Source organism: Enterobacter cloacae complex sp. IR53041, assembly GCF_049238285.1.
Lineage (GTDB): Bacteria > Pseudomonadota > Gammaproteobacteria > Enterobacterales > Enterobacteriaceae > Enterobacter > Enterobacter roggenkampii.
This window is the reverse complement of sequence record NZ_JBMKHB010000002.1, coordinates 84,799-105,713: the sequence shown is the minus strand read 5'-3', so window position 1 is coordinate 105,713 and position 20,915 is coordinate 84,799. Positions and strand designations below refer to the sequence as shown.

The window sequence follows — 20,915 nt, the reverse complement described above, 5'->3', positions numbered from 1 at the left end:
GCACTTAAGCATACAACAGAAGCTCGTCTTTATTTTGTGTTTCACCGCCAGGCAACCCGCTCTATTCCTGATTTTTTTACAGCGCCTGACGTTTTACAGCATCACGGCCTCCCTGGGCTTAGATAAAATGACTTTAATAAAATCGATATAGGAGACGGGTTTACCAAAATAATATCCCTGCAACAGGGTAATTTCATTACGGTTGAGATACTCCAGCTGCTCTTTCGTTTCTACACCTTCGGCCACGATACGCAATGAGAGTTTTTTCGCCAGGTCAATAACGCAGTCCAGCAGGATCGTTGAGTCCTTCTCCTCAGAAACCCGGTTAACAAAGCTTTTATCAATTTTAATATAATCTATGGCAAGCGCATTAAGACATGACAGCCCGGAATACCCCGTCCCAAAATCATCCAGTGCAATGACAAAACCGGCGTTATGCAGCGCGTTGAGGTTTTCCACCAGATGAGGATTATCGATCAACGGTTCACGTTCGGTCACCTCGAGAACCAGCTTCACGGCTTTACCCTGAAACCCCTTGCCGAAGAGACGACAGTCACCGAGGAAAGAAGGGGCATCAATGTGTCTGGCGCTGATGTTCACTCCGATATGGAACCCATCCGGTAGCTTCGGCAACAGCGGCTTGAGCTGTGTGACCACTTTCGCCATCAAGCCTTTGGTCAGCGGAATAATCAACCCGCTACGTTCAGCAATCGGAATAAAGACATCCGGCGGGATAAACCCAGACTTTGGATGCTTCCACCTTGCCAGGACTTCAACCCCGTATAACCCGCCGGTGTCCCCGTTCACGATCGGCTGGTAATAAGGCACGATCTCTCCCTGCAAAACGGCCTTACGCAAATCGTCTTCAAAGGTGGTGCTTTTTCCCTTGTATCGGCGGATCAAAATGCCCACCGCGAGGGATAGCGCGAGAATCAGCAGTATCAGGCTCCAGCCCTGGTGCAGTAGCCGCGTCAGGCTAAAAAAGGCAGGCGGTTGCCAGGCCAGACTAAAGGGGAATTGCGAAGATGCCGTAAGTGAACCCGTCCACGAGGCCGCTTTCCATCCGGTCACGTCACCGTTGCGCGTAAACATGCTTTCGCCGACAACCAACCCCAGGTCAACGCTGTTTGATGCGTTCGCGATGACGTCCTGCAAATGCGCATCGCTGACACTGACGATGATGCGCCCGCCCGCGATGGGCATCTGGAAGACAAGTACCGGGATCCCGTTCACCAGTCGATTACCGGGGAGCAGCATTAATTCTTTTTCAGGTAGCGTCTCCGGATGAACAATCAATACGCCATTCCCCGGAAGGGATGTACAGATGGTTTCCCCCTGCTGCTGGATCATGATGGCGCGCAGATGCGGTTTTAGCGCAGCTTCTGTCCCCAGCGCCAGCTGCCCGCTGCTGGTACACCCCTGCTCCGCAACGCGCTTCGCCGTGCTGGCCGCACTGACGGCTTCCGACAAAATGCTTTCTATTTTCTGGGTGCTCACCGTGGCGGTATGAACGTTATTCATTTTCGCCATCTGCCATAACTGCCAGTTAATAATCAGTATGCCGATCAGAAAAAGAAACAGGGCACTGAGAATAGGGATCATCACGTTGCGCACGATGTTTTCCTTAATAGAATAAACAAGCATGAAGGATCTGAAAGAAGAACCCGTGGTTTACCTGACGTTGCCGATCGCAATGAAAATAGCTTAGCTGAGAATTGTCTTAAAAAACTGATGCTTTCGTATGAGTTCACCCGCCCGAATTTGCTCACCCGGCGTGACTATCAGGCTTGTGCCTTGCCCAGGCTGTGTTAAGATTTATGAATTCAGGGAGCGGACAGGATAACCGGAAAATGAAAAAGCGCATTGCCGTTGCGATCGTTTCAACGCTTCTGGTCATCCTGTCTCTTTATGCGGTCAATGCGGTTATCCTTGGTCAGCAAAAAACCAAACAGCTTGAAATATCCCGGACCCTTTTACATTATTCCGAAGACCTGTCCCAAAACGTGGCGCTGGGCCTTAAAAGCATAACGACGCAGGGGTGTGATAAAACCAGCCTTGATAGCTACAGACAAATAAAGCTTAACAACCTCTATTTCGGCGATATCGGTTTTATTGAAAAAGGAAAAATTATCTGTACTGCTTTTTGGGGTAAACTCGCGACGCCCGTTCCACTTCCTGCGGAACTGCATAAAACGCCGAGAGGTTTTCTCCTCGCGCAGTTTTCAAGAAAAGACTTTTTCACGGGCAATGCGGCCATTTATAATAATATTATTATCTTCACCTCCCGCTATGCTTACGATAAATTCACCCCGGTTACCGCAAGCTATTCCCTGAGTGCTACCACAAAGGACTTTGGCCGGATCTTTTTTTCGGCTGCCCCCGACCTGCGAGCGCGGAGCTGGCTGCACTCCACGTTGTTCACCCTGACCATTACACAGTGCAGCGCCGTGTGGGATTTATGCGTGATTGTAAAACATCACGATGCGGGACTGGCCTCGTTACCCCCGTTTATCTTTACGTTTCTCGCGATCATTCTCTACTTTATCTGGGTCGCGATAACGTTATTTGTCTTCCGTATCCATGAAGACCGTTTTTCGCTGGAACGTACGCTGATCAAAGCCGTGATAACGAATACCTTCAGCGTTAACTATCAGCCCATTATTCGCATTCGCGACCAAAAAATCGTGGGCGTGGAAGTTCTGTCGCGATGGCGCGATCAAAAACACGGAGACGTCTCGCCGGAGCTGTTTATCCCATTAATTAAGAAAATCGGGCTGTATAAAAGATATTATGGCAATGTTATCGGTAAATCGCTCTCAGAAATTGCCCCGCTGGCGATTAAGCATCAGCTGATCGTTTCAATCAACGTTGGGCGGAAAGAAATTGAAGACGGACAGTTTATTAACATTTTGCGTCGCGAGTGCTTAGTCAACAACCTTCCCCTTTCCCTGATGAAGGTCGAGCTTTCTGAGAAAGCCGTTTCCGCGGCGGATATCCTTGAGGGATTCTGCCAGGAACTAAAATCGCTTGGCGTTAAAATTTCAATCGATGATTTCGGCGTGCAAAATTCAAATCTGGCGCGGCTGTCACAGCTTGAATATGATGAAATCAAAATTGACAAATCGCTGGTGGATGGAATCAGCGAAGATTATAAGCAAAACATCTTTGTTATCTTCAGCGATGCCCTCGCGAAGTTGAATAAAACCCTTGTGTTCGAGGGCGTGGAAAATGAAACTCAGTATCGCTTTATTGCGAACAGATATCCCGACGCGCTGATCCAGGGATGGTATTTTTCAAAAGCACTCACCCGGAGCGAGCTGGCGAAGCGACTCACCGGCGTCGCCCCCTAACATGAAGCCTGTCCTGCTCGTTTTTTTACACTCGGACGTTTCCATTTTTTCCGCCAAAACATATAGTCGTCATATTCAGACGGTAGATTACCCTGAAGCACACTCTTATTTTGGTTAAAAACGTGAAATTATCCTTATTTTTTCCAGCAGTACTCTTTTTTCTGATCGTTATTTTCGCGCTGCTTGTCGATAAACCCGCTTCGCCTATTCTGCGGAAAAAATGCATGTGGTCCGATAGCGTGATGCTGAGCTGTATCGCAAAGCATCACCATAACGGTTTTTGAGGCAGGCTATTCATTTCCCCACTGATTGAGGAAGTTCGCAACATCATCAATGCGACCCGCACGGATCCCGGCTTCTGTGGCCATCTCCTGCTGGGCTTCCTCGCTGATCTCCTCATTATTCGCTAAGCGGGTGAGCAGCAGCTGGAAATAGTGTGCCAGCGCGTCGCGCTCTGATTCCGCGACTTGCTCTGCGGCCTCCGTCGCGTACTCATCGGCAATATCATAATATTTCAGGGGGATATCGTTGTGCATAACAGTCTCGTCTCTGGTCAATAAAGGTAACGTTACGAGTATATCGGACGGATTATCTCAACCAAAGCATTGCTTCAGATGAGTAACGCAAGCAGCGCAGCGAGCGCGGGAATGGCCTGCACGTACAAAATTTTACGACTGGCGGTGGCTGCGCCAAAAAGCCCGGCGATCAGCACGCAGGTCAGGAAGAAGATGGCCACCTGAATCCCGTTTTCGCCGAGCCAGAGGCTCCACAGCAGGCCCGCCGCCAGGAACCCGTTATACAGCCCCTGATTCGCCGCCAGCACGCGGGTGTCGCGTGCAAAATCAGGACGCAGATTAAAGGCCTTGTGCCCTGTTTTGGTATTCCACAGGAACATTTCCAGCACAAGAATGTAGAGATGAATAAGTGCAACGACAGCGATAAGGAAAGTGGCTAACATCGGGTTGTCTCCCGCGGGCAGAGGCAAAAAAAACGGGAACCCTCAGGCTCCCGCTCTTGTTTAACCCAGAATCTGGATTACATGTTCGCGATAATCGCGTCGCCAAACTCTGAGCATTTCAGCAGCTTAGCGCCTTCCATCAGACGTTCGAAATCGTAAGTTACGGTTTTCGCGTTGATTGCGCCTTCCATACCTTTAACGATCAGGTCTGCGGCTTCGAACCATTCCATATGACGCAGCATCATCTCTGCGGACAGGATGATAGAGCCTGGGTTCACTTTGTCCTGACCTGCGTATTTAGGTGCAGTACCGTGGGTTGCTTCGAACAGGGCGCACTCGTCACCGATGTTCGCGCCAGGGGCGATACCGATACCGCCAACCTGAGCTGCCAGGGCGTCAGAGATGTAGTCACCGTTCAGGTTCATACAGGCAATCACGTCGTATTCCGCTGGACGCAGCAGGATCTGCTGCAGGAACGCATCGGCGATCACATCTTTAATGACGATCTCTTTGCCGGTGTTCGGGTTTTTGATCTTCTGCCATGGGCCGCCGTCGATCAGCTCACCGCCGAACTCTTCTTTCGCCAACTGGTAGCCCCAGTCTTTGAACGCGCCTTCGGTGAACTTCATGATGTTGCCTTTGTGAACCAGGGTCACAGAGTCACGGTCGTTGGTGATCGCATATTCGATGGCCGCGCGCACCAGACGCTTGGTCCCTTCTTCGGAGCACGGCTTAATGCCGATACCGCAATGCTCAGGGAAGCGAATTTTCTTCACGCCCATCTCTTCGCGCAGGAATTTAATCACTTTCTCTGCATCAGCAGAGTCCGCTTTCCATTCGATACCCGCGTAGATGTCTTCTGAGTTTTCGCGGAAGATGACCATGTCGGTCAGTTCTGGGTGCTTAACCGGGCTTGGGGTGCCCTGATAGTAACGAACCGGACGCAGACAGACGTACAGGTCCAGCTCCTGACGCAGTGCCACGTTCAGGGAACGGATACCGCCGCCAACTGGCGTCGTCAGTGGGCCTTTGATAGCAACGCGGTAGTCGCGGATCAGGTCCAGCGTTTCTGCTGGCAGCCAGACGTCCTGGCCATAAACTTGCGTCGATTTCTCACCGGTGTAAATTTCCATCCAGGAAATTTTACGCTCGCCTTTGTAGGCTTTCTCAACAGCGGCATCAACCACTTTCAGCATTGCCGGGGTAACGTCTACACCGATACCATCACCTTCGATGAATGGAATGATCGGATTGTGAGGAACGTTAATCTTGCCGTTTTGCAGGGTGATCTTTTTACCTTCCGCCGGAACAACTACTTTGCTTTCCATTAACCTCTCCTTCGAGCGCTTCTGGTTGTTACTGATCTTATGTTAATAAATTGTAATGAGCCCTTCGATAGTACCTGATTGTCCGACGCCATGAAAGGTCTTCGTTATTAGGCTATAATGCGGCAATTGATAACGCCTGAAAATACCATGAAGAAAACTTCTTTTACAAAACACCGGGTTGAGCGATTCAGCTCGCGACAAGCCGCCAGACGACCACAAGAAACCCAGCCAAAGCGGGTGATTCTGTTCAATAAACCCTACGATGTTTTGCCGCAGTTCACCGATGAAGCCGGACGCAGCACGCTTAAGGACTACATCCCTGTTCAGGGGGTCTACGCGGCAGGGCGTCTGGACCGCGACAGCGAAGGCCTGCTGGTCTTGACCAACGACGGCGCGCTGCAGGCGAAGCTCACGCAGCCGGGGAAACGCACCGGCAAAATTTACTTCGTCCAGGTAGAAGGCGAGCCGGATGACGAGACGCTGGAAAAATTGCGCAAAGGCGTCACGCTCAACGACGGTCCCACCCTGCCGGCAGGTATTGAACGCGTGAATGAACCGGCGTGGCTGTGGCCGCGTAACCCGCCTATCCGCGAACGCAAATCGATTCCGACAAGCTGGCTTAAAATCACCCTTTATGAAGGCCGCAACCGCCAGGTTCGGCGCATGACCGCACACGTCGGCTTCCCCACCCTGCGCCTGATTCGTTACGCCATGGGTAACTACACCCTGGAAACGCTGGCAAACGGTGAATGGCGGGACGTTACCTCTTAAGGAGTCACTATGTTTAAACCTCATGTCACGGTTGCCTGCGTGGTCCACGCCCGGGGGAAATTCCTTGTTGTCGAAGAGAGCATTAACGGCAAAGCGCTGTGGAATCAGCCTGCCGGGCACCTTGAAGCCAATGAGACCCTCCTGCAGGCGGCAAAACGCGAGCTGTGGGAAGAAACCGGTATTCACGCCGAGCCCCAGCACTTCATCCGTATGCACCAGTGGATTGCGCCCGACAGCACACCGTTCCTGCGTTTTTTATTTGCCGTTGAGCTTAGCGAAACGTGCGCCACTGAACCGCAGGATAACGATATCGACCGCTGTCTGTGGGTCACCGCCGACGAGATCCTGAACGCGCCAAACCTGCGCTCGCCGCTGGTTGCGGAAAGCATCCGCTGCTGGCAGTCAGGCGCACGCCTGCCGCTGGATGTCATCGGCGCATTTAACTGGCCGTTTACAGAGGGTGCCAATGGTGGGGGGGCGTGATAGAATACGCCGCCTTGAAGTTCAATGTCGTGAGTATTCCATGTCAGATAACAGCCAGAAAAAAGTGATCGTCGGCATGTCCGGCGGTGTCGATTCCTCCGTTTCCGCCTACCTGTTACAGCAACAGGGCTATAAGGTGGAGGGCCTGTTCATGAAGAACTGGGAGGAAGATGATGGCGAGGAATACTGCACTGCCGCAGCGGATCTCGCCGATGCGCAGGCCGTGTGCGATAAGCTCGGCATTGAACTGCACACCGTTAACTTTGCCGCAGAATACTGGGACAACGTTTTTGAACTGTTCCTCGAAGAGTACAAAGCCGGACGCACGCCAAACCCGGATATTCTGTGCAACAAAGAGATCAAATTTAAAGCCTTCCTGGAATTCGCTGCGGAAGATCTGGGCGCAGACTACATTGCGACCGGTCACTACGTGCGTCGCGCTGACGTGAATGGCAAAAGCCAGCTGCTGCGCGGTCTGGACGGCAATAAAGATCAAAGCTATTTCCTCTATACGCTGAGCCACGAGCAAATCGCCCAGAGCCTGTTCCCGGTTGGCGAGCTGGAAAAGCCGCAGGTGCGTAAAATCGCGGAAGAGCTGGATCTGATCACCGCGAAGAAAAAAGATTCTACCGGCATCTGCTTCATCGGCGAGCGCAAGTTCCGTGATTTCCTCGGTCGTTACCTGCCGGCACAGCCGGGCAAAATTGTCACCGTCGATGGCGACGAAATTGGCCAACACCAGGGGCTGATGTACCACACGCTCGGCCAGCGTAAAGGCCTGGGTATCGGCGGGACCAAAGAGGGTAGCGAAGATCCGTGGTACGTTGTCGACAAAGATGTCGAAAACAATATTCTGGTTGTAGCCCAGGGACACGACCATCCGCGTCTGATGTCCGTTGGCCTTATCGCGCAACAGCTGCACTGGGTCGATCGTGAGCCGTTAAAAGGCACACTGCGCTGCACGGTGAAAACACGTTACCGTCAGACCGATATTCCCTGCACCGTGACTGCGCTTGATGACGATCGCATTGACGTGCGTTTCGACGAGCCGGTTGCGGCCGTCACGCCGGGTCAGTCTGCTGTCTTCTACAGCGGCGAAATCTGCCTGGGCGGCGGGATTATTGAACAGCGCCTGCCGCTGCCCGCTGTTTAACACGATTGCACACATAAAGGAGACCGTGTGGCGAAGAACTACTATGACATCACCCTGGCACTGGCGGGAATTTGCCAGTCAGCCCGTCTGGTGCAACAGCTGGCACATCAGGGTCATTGCGACGCTGATGCCCTGCACGTTTCACTCAACAGCGTTATCGACCTCAACCCCGGCTCTACCCTGGGTGTGTTCGGCGGCAGTGAAACCAATCTTCGTCTCGGTCTTGACACCCTGCTTGGCGTGCTTAACGCCAGCAGCCGTCAGGGGTTAAACGCAGAGCTGACCCGCTACACGTTGAGCCTGATGGTGCTGGAGCGTAAGCTGAGCGCAGCAAAAGGCGCGCTTAATACCCTGGGCGATCGCATTGCCGGGTTACAGCGTCAGCTTGACCATTTTGACCTGCAGTCCGACACGCTGCTGAGCGCCATGGCCGGCATTTATGTTGACGTCATCAGCCCGCTGGGCCCACGGATTCAGGTCACCGGCTCCCCTGCCGTGCTGCAAAGCCCGCAGGTACAGGCAAAAGTACGCGCCTCCCTGCTGGCAGGGATCCGTGCCGCCGTGCTGTGGCACCAGGTTGGCGGTGGCCGCCTGCAGTTAATGTTTTCTCGTAATCGCCTGACCACTCAGGCAAAACAAATTCTTGCTCATTGTTAACCTCCCGGAGTTGCGAATTATGGAATTATCCTCACTGACCGCCGTATCCCCTGTCGATGGACGCTACGGCGATAAAGTCAGCGCGCTGCGCGGGATCTTCAGCGAATATGGTTTGCTGAAGTTCCGTGTTCAGGTTGAAGTACGCTGGCTGCAAAAGCTGGCCGCCCAGGCAGCAATCAAGGAAGTTCCTGCTTTTGACGAAAAGGCAAACGATTACCTTGATAAAATCGTTGCCGAGTTTAGCGAACAAGACGCCGCGCGCATTAAAACCATTGAGCGCACCACCAACCACGACGTGAAGGCGGTTGAGTACTTCCTGAAGGAGAAAGTGGAAAGCGTTCCTGCGCTGCACGCCGTGTCTGAGTTCATTCACTTCGCCTGTACGTCTGAAGACATCAACAACCTCTCTCATGCGCTGATGCTCTCCACCGCGCGCAAAGAGGTGGTGCTGCCTTACTGGCGTAAAATCATCGACGCGGTGAAAGCGCTGTCCGTGGAATACCGCGACATTCCGCTGCTCTCCCGTACCCACGGCCAGCCAGCCACCCCATCCACGATGGGTAAAGAGATGGCGAACGTCGCGTACCGTATGGAGCGCCAGTACCGTCAGCTGGAACAGGTTGAAATTCTGGGCAAAATCAACGGCGCGGTCGGTAACTATAACGCCCACATCGCCGCGTATCCGGAAGTGGACTGGCACCAGTTCAGCGAAGAGTTCGTGACCTCGCTGGGCATTCAGTGGAACCCGTACACCACCCAGATTGAGCCGCACGACTATATTGCGGAGCTGTTTGACTGCATCGCGCGCTTTAACACCATCCTGATCGACTTCGATCGTGACGTGTGGGGCTACATCGCCCTGAACCACTTCAAGCAGAAAACCATCGCCGGTGAAATCGGCTCTTCCACCATGCCGCACAAAGTGAACCCGATCGACTTCGAAAACTCCGAAGGTAACCTGGGTCTGGCGAACGCTGTGCTGCAGCATATGGCGAGCAAACTGCCGGTATCCCGCTGGCAGCGCGACCTGACCGACTCCACCGTACTGCGTAACCTGGGCGTGGGCATCGGCTACGCGCTGATCGCGTACCAGTCCACGCTGAAAGGCGTGAGCAAGCTGGAAGTGAACCGCGATCGTCTGCTGGACGAACTGGATCACAACTGGGAAGTGCTGGCGGAGCCGATTCAGACCGTGATGCGTCGTTACGGCATCGAAAAACCGTACGAGAAGCTGAAAGAGCTGACCCGCGGCAAACGCGTTGATGCCGAAGGTATGAAGCAGTTTATCGACGGCCTGGCGCTGCCTGAAGAAGAGAAAACCCGCCTGCAGGCGATGACTCCGGCGAACTACATTGGCCGCGCCATCACCATGGTTGACGAGCTGAAGTAATCTCCTCTCCCCCCTTTCCGCCCGGAAAGGGGGTTGCTTTTCCCCGGTTTACTCAATGTTTATCCCCACAGCAACATAATCAGCGTTAAACTATTCATACTATTTATTCTGGGAGAAAAGATGATGCGCGTACTGGTTGTTGAGGATAACGCATTGCTACGCCATCACCTGAAGGTTCAGCTTCAGGAGATGGGACATCAGGTGGACGATGCTGAAGATGCAAAAGAAGCCGATTATTATCTCAATGAACACCTGCCGGATATCGCCATTGTCGATTTAGGGTTGCCTGACGAGGACGGCCTGTCGTTGATTCGCCGCTGGCGCAGCCACGATGTTTCCCTGCCGGTTCTGGTGCTGACCGCTCGTGAAGGCTGGCAGGATAAGGTTGAAGTGCTCAGCGCGGGCGCAGATGATTACGTCACTAAGCCGTTCCATATTGAAGAGGTGGCGGCCCGCATGCAGGCGCTGCTCCGTCGCAACAGCGGGCTGGCATCTCAGGTTATCTCCATCCCGCCTTTCCAGGTTGATCTCTCCCGCCGGGAATTATCCATCAATGATGAAGTGATCAAGCTCACCGCCTTCGAATACACCATCATGGAGACGCTGATCCGCAACAATGGCAAGGTCGTGAGCAAAGACTCCTTGATGCTCCAGCTCTATCCTGATGCTGAACTGCGTGAGAGCCATACCATTGACGTGCTGATGGGACGTTTACGTAAGAAAATTCAGGCGCAATATCCACAGGATGTGATTACCACCGTCCGTGGCCAGGGCTACCTGTTCGAATTACGCTAAATGAGACGGATCTTGCGCCATATTTTGCCCCTCTCGCTGCGGGTGCGCTTTTTACTGGCAACGGCAGCCGTCGTACTGGTGCTGTCGCTCTCCTACGGCATGGTCGCCCTGGTGGGCTACAGCGTCAGCTTTGATAAAACCACCTTTCGCCTGCTGCGTGGCGAAAGCAATCTGTTTTATACCCTGGCGAAGTGGGAAGACAATAAAATCACCGTCGAAATGCCGGAAAACCTCAATCAGCAGAGCCCCACGCTGGCCCTGATTTATGACGAAAAGGGGAAGCTACTGTGGGCACAGCGGGACATTCCGTGGCTGGTCAAAAGCATTCGTCCGGACTGGCTGAAAACCAACGGGTTTCATGAAATTGAAGCCGATCTCAACACCACCAGCTCGCTGATCCGTGAAGATCGCTCCCTGCAGCAAAAGCTGAACGAGATCCGCGCCGACGACGCCGAAACGGAGATGACCCACTCCGTCGCAATTAACCTCTATCCGGCGACGCTAAACATGCCGCAGTTGACCATCGTGGTGATCGACACCATTCCGGTCGAGCTGAAGCGTTCTTATATGGTCTGGAGCTGGTTCATCTACGTTCTGGCGGCAAATCTGCTGCTGGTGATCCCGCTGCTGTGGGTGGCGGCGTGGTGGAGCTTGCGCCCCATTGAATCACTGGCGAAAGAGGTTCGCGAGCTGGAAGAACATCATCGCGAAAAGCTCAATCCGGAAACCACCCGCGAGCTCACCAGCCTGGTGCGAAACCTCAACCGCCTGCTGAAAAGTGAACGCGAACGCTATGATAAATACCGTACGACGCTTACCGACCTGACCCACAGCCTGAAAACCCCGCTCGCGGTCATGCAAAGTACCCTGCGTTCCATGCGCAGCTCGAAGCTGAGCGTTGACGATGCCGAGCCGGTGATGCTGGAGCAGATCAGCCGTATTTCCCAGCAAATTGGCTATTACCTCCACCGCGCCAGCATGCGTTCCGGCAGCGCCCTGCTGAGCCGCGAGCTGCATCCGGTCGCCCCGCTTCTGGATAACCTCACGTCTGCCCTCAACAAGGTGTATCAGCGTAAAGGGGTGAACATCAGCCTCGATATCTCGCCAGAGATAAGCTTTGTGGGTGAAAAAAATGACTTCATGGAAGTGATGGGCAACCTGCTGGATAACGCCTGCAAATACTGTCTGGAGTTCGTGGAAGTGTCGGCGCGCCAGACGGATAACGAACTGCATATCATCGTGGAGGATGATGGCCCGGGGATCCCGCGCAATAAACGTGATGTGGTGTTCGATCGCGGTCAGCGCGCCGATACGCTACGTCCTGGCCAGGGCGTTGGATTAGCCGTCGCCCGTGAGATTGTCGACCAGTACGACGGGAAAATCGAAACCAGCGAAAGTTTGCTGGGCGGCGCGCGAATGGAGGTCATTTTTGGTCGCCAGCAGCCGACATCGAACGATAGTTAACCCGTTATGTGAAAAATGCGAGGATCTCGCAGCCGGGGGGCTGAGCTTCCGTTATAATCCGAGTCAGTAAGAGCCTGCGGAATAAAAAAATATGGATTATCACTTAACGCTTAACTGGCCCGAGTTTATTGAACGTTACTGGCAAAAACGCCCGGTCGTTCTGAAACGCGGGTTCAGCAATTTTGTCGACCCTATCTCGCCTGACGAGCTGGCCGGTCTGGCCATGGAAAACGAAGTCGACAGCCGCCTGGTCAGCCACCAGGACGGGAAATGGCAGGTTAGCCACGGTCCTTTCGAAAGCTACGATCACCTCGGTGAAAACAACTGGTCGCTGCTTGTACAGGCGGTCAACCACTGGCACGAGCCGACGGCCGCATTAATGCGTCCGTTCCGCGCCCTGCCCGACTGGCGCATGGACGATCTGATGATCTCCTTCTCCGTGCCGGGCGGCGGCGTAGGCCCGCATCTGGACCAGTACGATGTGTTCATCATTCAGGGTACGGGCCGCCGCCGCTGGCGCGTGGGCGAAAAAGTGCCGATGAAGCAGCACTGCCCGCATCCGGACCTGCTTCAGGTTGATCCGTTTGAAGGGATTATCGACGAAGAGCTGGAGCCGGGCGACATTCTCTACATCCCGCCGGGATTCCCTCATGAAGGCTACTCCCTGGAGAACTCCCTCAACTACTCCGTCGGGTTCCGCGCGCCAAGCGGCCGCGAGATGATCAGCGGATTTGCTGACTATGTTCTGCAGCGCGAGCTGGGCAGCTATCGTTACAGCGATCCCGACGTGCCTGCGCGTGAGCACCCGGCAGACATCCTGCCCGCGGAGCTGGATAAGCTTCGTGGCATGATGCTGGATCTGATCAACGAGCCGGAACATTTCCGTCAGTGGTTTGGCGAGTTTATTAGCCAGTCCCGCCACGAGCTGGACGTTGCGCCTCCGGAGCCGCCGTATCAGGCGGACGAGATTTACGATGCGCTTCAGCAAGGCGACAAGCTGACGCGCCTGGGCGGGTTGCGCGTGCTGCGCATTGGTGAGGACGTGTTCGTCAACGGCGAGAAGCTGGACTCTCCGCACCGACCGGCGCTGGAAGCGATTGCCAGCCATCTGGTGCTGACTGCGGATACCTTTGGCGATGCGCTGGAAGACCCGTCCTTCCTCGCGATGCTGGCCGCGCTGGTCAACAGCGGGTACTGGTTCTTTGAGGACTGAGTCGCTTTAGTGCCCGGTGGCGCTGCGCTTACCGGGCCTACGGGATCGAGCTTTTGTAGGCCGGGTAAGGCGTAGCCGCCACCCGGCTTTTCACTTCCGCTCACCCGCCGCAAAATCCTCGATCTCTCCTGCCCAATCCACCGGATACAACCCTTCAGCCACGTCCCGATGAAACGTTGAAAACGGCCAGTCGCTGACTTTACCCACAAAGCCGTGCTTCAGCGGATTGACGTAAATGTAATCCACATGCCGCCGGTAGTCCTCTTCGTTGCGGATAGTGTGTTCCCAGAATCGTGGTTGCCAGATATGACGCATGTCGACGTTGCGGCTGAACGTCTTTTTGATATCCCGCCAGCGAGCAGAAAAATCACTGTCTCCTTCCGGTAGGGTCCAGATACAGTGCATGTGTTCAGGCAGAATAACCCACGCGTTGATGGTGAAGGGCTTCGCACGCTTAACCGTTGAGACGGCGGAACGCAGGCTATCGATATGACGGGTAAGCAAATCGCTCTGACGATTTTGCAGGTTGACGGTGAAGAACCAGGTTCCACCGGGGACGTAATGGCGACGGTAGTTTGACATGGGCACTCCTTGCCTTTCTGCCCGGTGGCGCTACGCTTACCGGGCCTACATTCGGATCGTAGGCCCGGTAAGCGTAGCGCCACCGGGCGTTTTTTTAGCGTTTAGCGGTCAACTCCGCGATCCGCACAATCACCTGCACCGCCTTTTCCATCCCTTCCAGCGTCACAAACTCATGCTTGCCATGGTAGTTATAGCCACCGGTAAACAGGTTCGGGCACGGTAGCCCCATGAATGACAGCTGAGAACCGTCGGTGCCGCCGCGAATTGGCTTCAGCTGCGGTTCAATATCGCAGTCGCGCATCGCCTGCTGGGCGATATCGAGAATATGCGGATGCGCCATCACCTTCTCGCGCATATTGTAATAGCTGTCTTCGATGATGAGCTCGATATAGCAGTCAGGATGCAGGCCCTTGCCCACCTTCTTGGCGATCTCCATCATCTTACGCTTGCGCGCCTCAAAGGCTTTACGGTCGAAATCGCGGATGATGTAGTGCATCTGCGCGCTGTCCACGGTGCCTTTGATGCTGGTCAGGTGATAGAACCCTTCATACCCTTCGGTCTGTTCGGGGCTCTCTTCCGCCGGGACTTCCGCATGAATTCGCGACGCCAGCGACAGCGCGTTCACCATGACGCCTTTCGCCGAACCGGGGTGAACGTTGTTGCCGACAATTTTGATCGTCACCGAGGCAGCGTTGAAGTTTTCATACTCCAGCTCACCGACGCCGCCACCGTCAACGGTATAGGCCCACTGCGCGTTAAAGGCGTCCACGTCGAAGTGCTTCGCGCCCTTGCCGACCTCTTCATCCGGCGTAAAGGCCACGCGGATATCGCCGTGCGGAATATCGTTGCCCTTCAGCACCGCCAGCGCCGTCATGATCTCCGCGATGCCCGCTTTGTCATCCGCCCCCAGCAGCGTTTTACCATCGGTGGTGATCAGCGTCTGACCGAGCAGCTGGTGCAGCACCGGGAACATCACGGGCGAGAGCACTTCGTCGCCAATGCCCAGCGCAATGTCGCCGCCGCGGTAGTTTTCAACAATCTGCGGGTTCACATGTTTACCGCTAAAATCCGGAGAGGTGTCGACATGGGAGATAAAGCCAATCGCCGGGATATCCCCGTCGACATTCGCCGGCAGCGTTCCCATCACAGTGCCTTTCTCGCTTAACGTGACGTTGACCAGCCCCATGGCGTCAAGCTGCTCTTTAAGCAGGTTTAATAACTTCCACTGGCCTTCGGTGCTCGGCACCTGGCGAACACCCGGTTTAGATTGGGTATCCAGCGAAACGTACTGTAAAAAACGCTCAAGTAATTTATCCATGCAGTCACCCTCACTTTTTGTGACAACATTATCAATAAGCATCAAAACGCAAATATTGCGTCAGGTCACTTTTATCCCGTAAACGAGAATATTTTCCGTTTATATCGTTATGCGTTAGTAAATGTAGCTTATGAATCAGTGACAAGGATTGGCGATTGCAGGGGATTGCCGTAGAATGTCCGCCCTCATTACGAGTCACCAAGGTGGTTACACACAAACCCCGCTTCAGTCTGCTGCCTGAGGCGTCTATATGGGACAGCGCAAAAATTGAATACACAATCCCGTTCACGTTCACCGCTGGTGCAACTGGAACGAATTCGTAAAAGTTTTGATGGCAAAGACGTCATATCCGACCTCACTCTCACCATCAATGACGGTGAGTTTCTGACGCTGCTTGGCCCCTCCGGCTGCGGCAAAACCACCGTACTGCGCCTTATCGCCGGGCTGGAGAGCGTCGATAACGGCCATATCCATCTTGAAAGTCAGGACATCACCCAGGTTCCCGCCGAAGACCGCCACGTCAACACTGTCTTTCAGAGCTATGCCCTCTTCCCGCACATGACCGTGTTTGAAAACGTGGCGTTTGGCCTGCGGATGCAAAAAACCCCGGCGAGTGAGATCGAACCGCGCGTCACCGAAGCCCTGCGCATGGTGCAGCTCGAGACGTTTGCCCAGCGAAAACCGCATCAGCTTTCCGGCGGCCAGCAGCAGCGCGTGGCCATCGCCCGCGCCGTGGTCAACAAGCCGCGTCTGCTCCTGCTGGATGAATCCCTCTCCGCGCTGGATTACAAGCTGCGCAAGCAGATGCAGAACGAGCTTAAAGCCCTGCAGCGCAAGCTCGGCATTACCTTTGTCTTCGTCACCCACGACCAGGAAGAAGCCCTGACCATGTCCGACCGCATCGTGGTGATGCGCGACGGCAAAATCGAGCAGGACGGCACGCCGCGTGAAATCTACGAAGAGCCGAAAAATCTCTTTGTCGCCAGCTTCATTGGTGAGATCAATATCTTCGACGCCATGGTGATCGAGCGTCTGGACGACCAGCGCGTTCGCGCGTGCGTCGAAGGACGCGAGTGCGCCATCACGGTGAATTTCCCCGTCGAAAAGGGACAAAAGCTCAACGTTCTGCTGCGCCCGGAAGATCTGCGCGTCGATGAAATTCACGGCAATACCGAGGCCGAAGGGTTAATCGGCTATATCCGCGAGCGCAACTACAAAGGGATGACGCTGGAGTCTGTCGTCGAGCTGGAGAACGGCAAAATGGTGATGGTCAGCGAGTTCTTTAACGAGGACGACCCTGACTTCGACCACTCTCTCGACCAGAAAATGGTTATCAACTGGGTAGAAAGCTGGGAGGTTGTACTGGCTGATGAAGAACACAAGTAAGTTCCAGAATGTGGTGATTGCCACGATCGTCGGTTGGCTTGTGTTGTTTGTCTTTTTACCCAACCTGATGATCATCGCCACCAGCTTCCTGACCCGTGACGACGCAAACTTCGTTTCGCTGGTTTTTACGCTGGACAACTACGCGCGCCTGCTCGATCCGCTCTATTTTGACGTGCTGCTGCATTCGCTCAATATGGCGCTGATTGCCACCATTGCCTGCCTGGTGCTGGGTTATCCGTTCGCATGGTTCCTCGCGGGTCTGCCGCAAAAGGTGCGTCCGCTGCTGTTGTTTCTGCTGATTGTGCCGTTCTGGACCAACTCGCTGATTCGCATCTACGGGCTGAAAATCTTCCTCAGCACCAAAGGCTATCTCAATGAATTTCTGCTGTGGCTGGGGATGATTGATACGCCGATCCGCATCATGTTTACCCCGAGCGCGGTGATTGTGGGTCTGGTCTATATCCTGCTGCCGTTTATGGTGATGCCGCTCTACTCCAGCATTGAGAAGCTGGATAAACCGCTGCTGGAAGCGGCAAAAGATCTGGGTGCCAACAGGTTCCAGACCTTTATCCGCATTATCATTCCGCTGACCATGCCCGGCATTATCGCGGGCTGTCTGCTGGTCATGCTTCCGGCCATGGGTCTATTCTACGTTTCGGACCTGATGGGTGGCGCGAAAAACCTGCTGATTGGGAATGTGATCAAGAGTCAGTTCCTCAACATTCGCGACTGGCCGTTCGGCTCCGCCACCAGCATTACGTTGACGGTGGTGATGGGTCTGATGCTGCTGGTTTACTGGCGCGCCTCACGGCTGCTGAACAAGAAGGTGGAACTCGAATGATCGGTCGACTGCTTCGCGGCGGTTTCATGACCGCCATTTACGCTTACCTGTATATCCCGATCATTATTTTGATCGTGAACTCGTTTAACAGCTCGCGCTTTGGGATTAACTGGCAGGGCTTTACCACCGACTGGTACAGCCTTCTGATGAACAATGACAGCCTGCTGCAGGCCGCTCAGCACTCGCTGACGATGGCGATCTTCTCCGCCACCTTCGCCACGCTGATTGGCTCCCTGACCGCCGTGGCGCTCTACCGCTATCGCTTTCGCGGTAAGCCGTTCGTCAGCGGCATGCTGTTTGTGGTGATGATGTCGCCGGATATCGTGATGGCGATTTCGCTGCTGGTGCTGTTTATGCTGCTGGGCGTACAGCTTGGCTTCTGGTCGCTGCTGTTTTCCCATATCACCTTCTGCCTGCCGTTTGTGGTGGTGACCGTCTTTGCGCGCCTGAAAGGGTTCGACGTGCGCATGCTGGAGGCGGCGAAAGATCTGGGCGCCAGCGAAATGACCATCCTGCGCAAAATCATCCTGCCGCTGGCGATGCCCGCCGTGGCGGCCGGATGGCTGCTGAGCTTTACCCTGTCGATGGATGACGTGGTGGTCTCCTCCTTCGTGACCGGGCCGAGCTATGAAATTCTGCCGTTGAAAATTTATTCGATGGTGAAAGTCGGCGTTTCACCTGAGGTGAACGCGCTGGCGACCATTCTGCTGGTGTTTTCGCTGGTTCTGGTGATCGCCAGCCAGGTTATTGCTCGTGATAAAACAAAATCTCAGGGGACAATGAAATGAAAAAAATGCTCGCCGCTGCGGCGCTGGTGCTTGGTATGGGTGCCGCACACGCTGATAACAGCAAAACGCTCTACTTCTACAACTGGACCGAGTACGTGCCGCCGGGCCTGCTGGAGCAGTTCACCAAGGAGACGGGCATCAAGGTGATCTACTCGACCTACGAGTCGAATGAAACCATGTACGCCAAGCTCAAAACCTACAAAGATGGCGCGTACGATCTGGTGGTTCCTTCCACCTACTTTGTCGACAAAATGCGCAAAGAAGGCATGATCCAGAAGATCGACAAAACGAAGCTAACCCATTTTTCAAACCTCGATCCTGAGATGCTCAACAAGCCGTTTGACCCAAATAACGACTACTCCATTCCGTATATCTGGGGGGCAACCGCGATTGGCGTTAACAGCGAGGCCGTCGATCCGAAATCGGTGACAAGCTGGGCCGACCTGTGGAAACCGCAATACAAAGGCAGCCTGCTGTTGACCGACGACGCGCGCGAAGTCTTCCAGGTGGCGCTGCGCAAGCTTGGCTACTCTGGCAACACGACGGATCCTAAAGAGATTGAAGCGGCATATGCCGAGCTGAAAAAGCTGATGCCTAACGTGGCGGCATTCAACTCTGATAACCCGGCAAACCCGTATATGGAAGGCGAAGTAAACCTGGGGATGGTGTGGAACGGCTCCGCGTATGTGGCCCGCCAGGCCGGTACGCCGCTTGAGGTAGTCTGGCCAAAAGAAGGCGGGATCTTCTGGATGGACAGCCTCTCCATTCCGGCTAACGCGAAAAATGTGGATGGGGCGCTGAAGCTGATTAACTTCCTGCTGCGCCCGGACGTGGCGAAACAGGTTGCCGAGACGATTGGCTACCCGACGCCAAACCTGGCCGCACGCAAGCTGCTGAAGCCGGAAGTGGCAAGCGATACGTCGCTCTACCCGGATGCGGAAACCATCAGCAAAGGTGAGTGGCAGAACGATGTCGGCGACGCCAGCCGCCTCTACGAAGAGTATTACCAGAAGTTAAAAGCGGGCCGCTAACCGGTATCGCGTTCTTCCTCACGCCGCCTGCGCGGCGTGAGGAAGGATTAACTGACCGTATTCTCTCCAGCCCAGAGCGTCGCCTTTCGCATCGCCTCAACCACCTCTTCATCTGACAGGCCCAGCGCCTGACGAATCCGGGTCGCCTCGTCCCACCGCTGCTGTTCATAGTAACGGCAGAGGTTAATCATGTCGGCTAACCGTCCCTCCTGGTGGCACAGCGCGTTGCTCACGCTCTGCGGCACCGCAATTTGCTTCATCAGCTCTGCCATCGGAAGCTCCAGGAGGGTATCGAGCAGAGAAAACAGGCCGCACATGAACGCATTTTCAGCCAGAGTCGGTTCGTTCATCGTCTCAGCCAGCAGTTCGCAGAATTTGCCGCGCATCATGCTCAGCGGGTAAAGCTCGCTGACGGTGTCATTGCCCGCACTGGCGAGGACCACGACGGCAACAAACCGTCGGAGCTGGTTTTCGCCAAGATATCTGAGCACCTCGCTCAGGGTTAACTTGCTGAAATTACAGGCGCCGACATGTTTAAACGCCGTATGCTTCATATAGCGCATGATTTTATAAGAGAGCGTGAGATCGGTTTTTATCAACGACTCGATGATTCGAAAATCAGGTTTATTGCGTCCGACCTCCATTTGCAGGCGAAAAATCGCCAGCTGATTTTGCGACAGCCGTTTATATTTAATGACCTCTGGACGGCAGAAAAAATAGCCCTGAAAAAGGGAAAATCCCTCGTCTCTGTATTGGTTGAATTCCTCTTTAGTCTCAATTTTTTCAGCAAGATATTTAATATGACCGGTCAGATGTTTACGTACTTTCAGATACGCTTTAATTTGCGCTAAGGTATAATTTCTGACGTCAAATTTCAGGATTGAAATAAAGGGTAAAAAAACATCCCATTCTGGCGCAAGGGTGAAATCATCAAGCGCAAACTGATAGCCGTGCGCATTCATCTCCCTGACGGCCTGCAGCAGTTCGGCCCCCGGCACAGCATCTTCAAGGATTTCAATCACCACGCTCTCTTTATCAAGCGCTTCTCCACTGCGGTCAATAACCATCCTTGAAGGGAAATTAATAAACGACGTATGTGCCCCGGCAATGCGCTGGGACGGCACACATAAGAACTGATCTGATATCATCCTGGACGTGGCATATTCTGCCGACACATCCGGAAAACGATTTGTCATCCCGTCTCTGAAAAGCAGCTCATAGGCTACGGTATTCATTTCAGGGTTAAAAATGGGTTGTCGCGCGATAAATCCGTACATATCCCATCCTCCTCTACCACTTTATATTTATTAGCATCCTCTTTCTACACGACGATAACGAGTTTTATCGAGCACTATTTTGATTGAATGCACAAAATAAAAGCATCCACACTAATTAACGGGAATTAAT

The 20,915-nt window shown here is 54.0% G+C and carries 20 protein-coding genes; 13 read left to right on the top strand and 7 right to left on the bottom strand.

Annotation, left to right across the window (positions count from 1 at the left end):
* Positions 1–93: 93 nt before the first annotated feature.
* Positions 94–1,614, bottom strand: a complete 1,521-nt coding sequence (locus ACOTXF_RS01960; protein WP_084832384.1) for an EAL domain-containing protein — start codon at positions 1,612–1,614, stop codon at positions 94–96.
* A gap of 236 nt (positions 1,615–1,850) precedes the next feature.
* Here ACOTXF_RS01960 and ACOTXF_RS01955 point away from each other — a divergent pair, with 236 nt between their 5' ends.
* Positions 1,851–3,350 (top strand): EAL domain-containing protein, encoded by a 1,500-nt coding sequence (locus tag ACOTXF_RS01955; RefSeq protein WP_047744941.1) that lies wholly within the window; start codon positions 1,851–1,853, stop codon positions 3,348–3,350.
* 290 nt (positions 3,351–3,640) lie between these two features.
* On the opposite strand, the gene ACOTXF_RS01950 is transcribed toward ACOTXF_RS01955, so the two are convergent.
* The 3 genes from ACOTXF_RS01950 to icd form a co-directional block, all read right to left on the bottom strand.
* Entirely contained in the window at positions 3,641–3,886 is a 246-nt protein-coding gene (locus ACOTXF_RS01950) for a DUF2543 family protein (RefSeq protein ID WP_025911748.1), read from the bottom strand.
* A gap of 74 nt (positions 3,887–3,960) precedes the next feature.
* Positions 3,961–4,308, bottom strand: a complete 348-nt coding sequence (locus tag ACOTXF_RS01945) for a DUF1304 domain-containing protein (RefSeq protein ID WP_023327132.1) — start codon at positions 4,306–4,308, stop codon at positions 3,961–3,963.
* Positions 4,309–4,385: 77 nt separating this feature from the next.
* Positions 4,386–5,636, bottom strand: coding sequence for an NADP-dependent isocitrate dehydrogenase (icd, locus tag ACOTXF_RS01940; RefSeq protein ID WP_023292761.1), 1,251 nt, complete (start codon positions 5,634–5,636; stop codon positions 4,386–4,388).
* 117 nt (positions 5,637–5,753) lie between these two features.
* Between icd and rluE the strand changes: the two genes are divergently transcribed.
* The 8 genes from rluE (at position 5,754) to ACOTXF_RS01900 (ending at position 13,562) form a co-directional block, all read left to right on the top strand.
* Positions 5,754–6,407, top strand: a complete 654-nt coding sequence (gene rluE, locus ACOTXF_RS01935; RefSeq protein WP_039024695.1) for a 23S rRNA pseudouridine(2457) synthase RluE — start codon at positions 5,754–5,756, stop codon at positions 6,405–6,407.
* A 9-nt stretch (positions 6,408–6,416) separates the two neighbouring features.
* Entirely contained in the window at positions 6,417–6,890 is a 474-nt protein-coding gene (locus tag ACOTXF_RS01930; RefSeq protein WP_032651463.1) for an NUDIX hydrolase, read from the top strand.
* Positions 6,891–6,930: 40 nt separating this feature from the next.
* The gene (mnmA, locus tag ACOTXF_RS01925; RefSeq protein WP_045284972.1) at positions 6,931–8,043 is read left to right on the top strand and encodes a tRNA 2-thiouridine(34) synthase MnmA; all 1,113 of its coding nucleotides are present in this window, start codon (positions 6,931–6,933) and stop codon (positions 8,041–8,043) included.
* A 27-nt stretch (positions 8,044–8,070) separates the two neighbouring features.
* Complete coding sequence (gene hflD, locus ACOTXF_RS01920) at positions 8,071–8,700, top strand: high frequency lysogenization protein HflD (RefSeq protein ID WP_045417073.1); 630 nt, start codon at positions 8,071–8,073, stop codon at positions 8,698–8,700.
* Positions 8,701–8,719: 19 nt separating this feature from the next.
* Positions 8,720–10,090, top strand: coding sequence for an adenylosuccinate lyase (gene purB, locus ACOTXF_RS01915; RefSeq protein ID WP_232926510.1), 1,371 nt, complete (start codon positions 8,720–8,722; stop codon positions 10,088–10,090).
* 123 nt (positions 10,091–10,213) lie between these two features.
* Positions 10,214–10,885 carry a two-component system response regulator PhoP gene (gene phoP / locus ACOTXF_RS01910; protein ID WP_024908594.1) on the top strand — a complete coding sequence of 224 codons (672 nt, stop codon included), beginning with the start codon at positions 10,214–10,216 and terminating at the stop codon, positions 10,883–10,885.
* Positions 10,886–12,349, top strand: coding sequence for a two-component system sensor histidine kinase PhoQ (gene phoQ / locus ACOTXF_RS01905; RefSeq protein ID WP_045417076.1), 1,464 nt, complete (start codon positions 10,886–10,888; stop codon positions 12,347–12,349).
* A gap of 91 nt (positions 12,350–12,440) precedes the next feature.
* Entirely contained in the window at positions 12,441–13,562 is a 1,122-nt protein-coding gene (locus ACOTXF_RS01900; protein WP_025911765.1) for a cupin domain-containing protein, read from the top strand.
* Positions 13,563–13,652: 90 nt separating this feature from the next.
* On the opposite strand, the gene ACOTXF_RS01895 is transcribed toward ACOTXF_RS01900, so the two are convergent.
* Together ACOTXF_RS01895 and pepT are read right to left on the bottom strand one after the other, a co-directional pair.
* Positions 13,653–14,144 (bottom strand): REP-associated tyrosine transposase, encoded by a 492-nt coding sequence (locus ACOTXF_RS01895; protein ID WP_048962289.1) that lies wholly within the window; start codon positions 14,142–14,144, stop codon positions 13,653–13,655.
* A gap of 94 nt (positions 14,145–14,238) precedes the next feature.
* Positions 14,239–15,462 carry a peptidase T gene (pepT, locus tag ACOTXF_RS01890; protein WP_047744943.1) on the bottom strand — a complete coding sequence of 408 codons (1,224 nt, stop codon included), beginning with the start codon at positions 15,460–15,462 and terminating at the stop codon, positions 14,239–14,241.
* 237 nt (positions 15,463–15,699) lie between these two features.
* On the opposite strand from pepT, the gene potA reads away from it, so the two are divergent.
* Genes potA through potD form a run of 4 tightly spaced genes read left to right on the top strand, consistent with a single transcriptional unit; the run spans position 15,700 to position 19,508 of the window.
* The gene (potA, locus tag ACOTXF_RS01885; protein WP_186438133.1) at positions 15,700–16,848 is read left to right on the top strand and encodes a spermidine/putrescine ABC transporter ATP-binding protein PotA; all 1,149 of its coding nucleotides are present in this window, start codon (positions 15,700–15,702) and stop codon (positions 16,846–16,848) included.
* A complete protein-coding gene (gene potB / locus ACOTXF_RS01880; protein ID WP_045352885.1) occupies positions 16,832–17,689 on the top strand; it encodes a spermidine/putrescine ABC transporter permease PotB in 858 nt (285 codons plus the stop codon). Before potA ends, potB begins: the two co-directional genes overlap by 17 nt.
* The gene (gene potC, locus ACOTXF_RS01875) at positions 17,686–18,477 is read left to right on the top strand and encodes a spermidine/putrescine ABC transporter permease PotC (RefSeq protein ID WP_008500765.1); all 792 of its coding nucleotides are present in this window, start codon (positions 17,686–17,688) and stop codon (positions 18,475–18,477) included. Before potB ends, potC begins: the two co-directional genes overlap by 4 nt.
* Entirely contained in the window at positions 18,474–19,508 is a 1,035-nt protein-coding gene (gene potD / locus ACOTXF_RS01870; RefSeq protein WP_047744945.1) for a spermidine/putrescine ABC transporter substrate-binding protein PotD, read from the top strand. Before potC ends, potD begins: the two co-directional genes overlap by 4 nt.
* A 47-nt stretch (positions 19,509–19,555) precedes the next feature.
* On the opposite strand, the gene ACOTXF_RS01865 is transcribed toward potD, so the two are convergent.
* Positions 19,556–20,785, bottom strand: a complete 1,230-nt coding sequence (locus ACOTXF_RS01865; protein WP_025911783.1) for an EAL and HDOD domain-containing protein — start codon at positions 20,783–20,785, stop codon at positions 19,556–19,558.
* Positions 20,786–20,915: the final 130 nt, after the last annotated feature.

What these genes read in the sequence shown, in the direction of transcription:
- ACOTXF_RS01930 (WP_032651463.1), top strand. Translation starts at nt 6,417, where the DNA reads ATGTTTAAACCTCATGTCACGGTTGCCTGCGTGGTCCACGCCCGGGGG.
- potC (WP_008500765.1), top strand. Translation starts at nt 17,686, where the DNA reads ATGATCGGTCGACTGCTTCGCGGCGGTTTCATGACCGCCATTTACGCT.
- icd (WP_023292761.1), bottom strand. Translation starts at nt 5,636, where the DNA reads ATGGAAAGCAAAGTAGTTGTTCCGGCGGAAGGTAAAAAGATCACCCTG.
- ACOTXF_RS01865 (WP_025911783.1), bottom strand. Translation starts at nt 20,785, where the DNA reads ATGTACGGATTTATCGCGCGACAACCCATTTTTAACCCTGAAATGAAT.
- ACOTXF_RS01950 (WP_025911748.1), bottom strand. Translation starts at nt 3,886, where the DNA reads ATGCACAACGATATCCCCCTGAAATATTATGATATTGCCGATGAGTAC.
- potD (WP_047744945.1), top strand. Translation starts at nt 18,474, where the DNA reads ATGAAAAAAATGCTCGCCGCTGCGGCGCTGGTGCTTGGTATGGGTGCC.
- mnmA (WP_045284972.1), top strand. Translation starts at nt 6,931, where the DNA reads ATGTCAGATAACAGCCAGAAAAAAGTGATCGTCGGCATGTCCGGCGGT.
- purB (WP_232926510.1), top strand. Translation starts at nt 8,720, where the DNA reads ATGGAATTATCCTCACTGACCGCCGTATCCCCTGTCGATGGACGCTAC.
- pepT (WP_047744943.1), bottom strand. Translation starts at nt 15,462, where the DNA reads ATGGATAAATTACTTGAGCGTTTTTTACAGTACGTTTCGCTGGATACC.
- potB (WP_045352885.1), top strand. Translation starts at nt 16,832, where the DNA reads ATGAAGAACACAAGTAAGTTCCAGAATGTGGTGATTGCCACGATCGTC.
- rluE (WP_039024695.1), top strand. Translation starts at nt 5,754, where the DNA reads ATGCGGCAATTGATAACGCCTGAAAATACCATGAAGAAAACTTCTTTT.
- ACOTXF_RS01955 (WP_047744941.1), top strand. Translation starts at nt 1,851, where the DNA reads ATGAAAAAGCGCATTGCCGTTGCGATCGTTTCAACGCTTCTGGTCATC.
- ACOTXF_RS01900 (WP_025911765.1), top strand. Translation starts at nt 12,441, where the DNA reads ATGGATTATCACTTAACGCTTAACTGGCCCGAGTTTATTGAACGTTAC.
- ACOTXF_RS01895 (WP_048962289.1), bottom strand. Translation starts at nt 14,144, where the DNA reads ATGTCAAACTACCGTCGCCATTACGTCCCCGGTGGAACCTGGTTCTTC.
- phoP (WP_024908594.1), top strand. Translation starts at nt 10,214, where the DNA reads ATGCGCGTACTGGTTGTTGAGGATAACGCATTGCTACGCCATCACCTG.
- phoQ (WP_045417076.1), top strand. Translation starts at nt 10,886, where the DNA reads ATGAGACGGATCTTGCGCCATATTTTGCCCCTCTCGCTGCGGGTGCGC.
- ACOTXF_RS01945 (WP_023327132.1), bottom strand. Translation starts at nt 4,308, where the DNA reads ATGTTAGCCACTTTCCTTATCGCTGTCGTTGCACTTATTCATCTCTAC.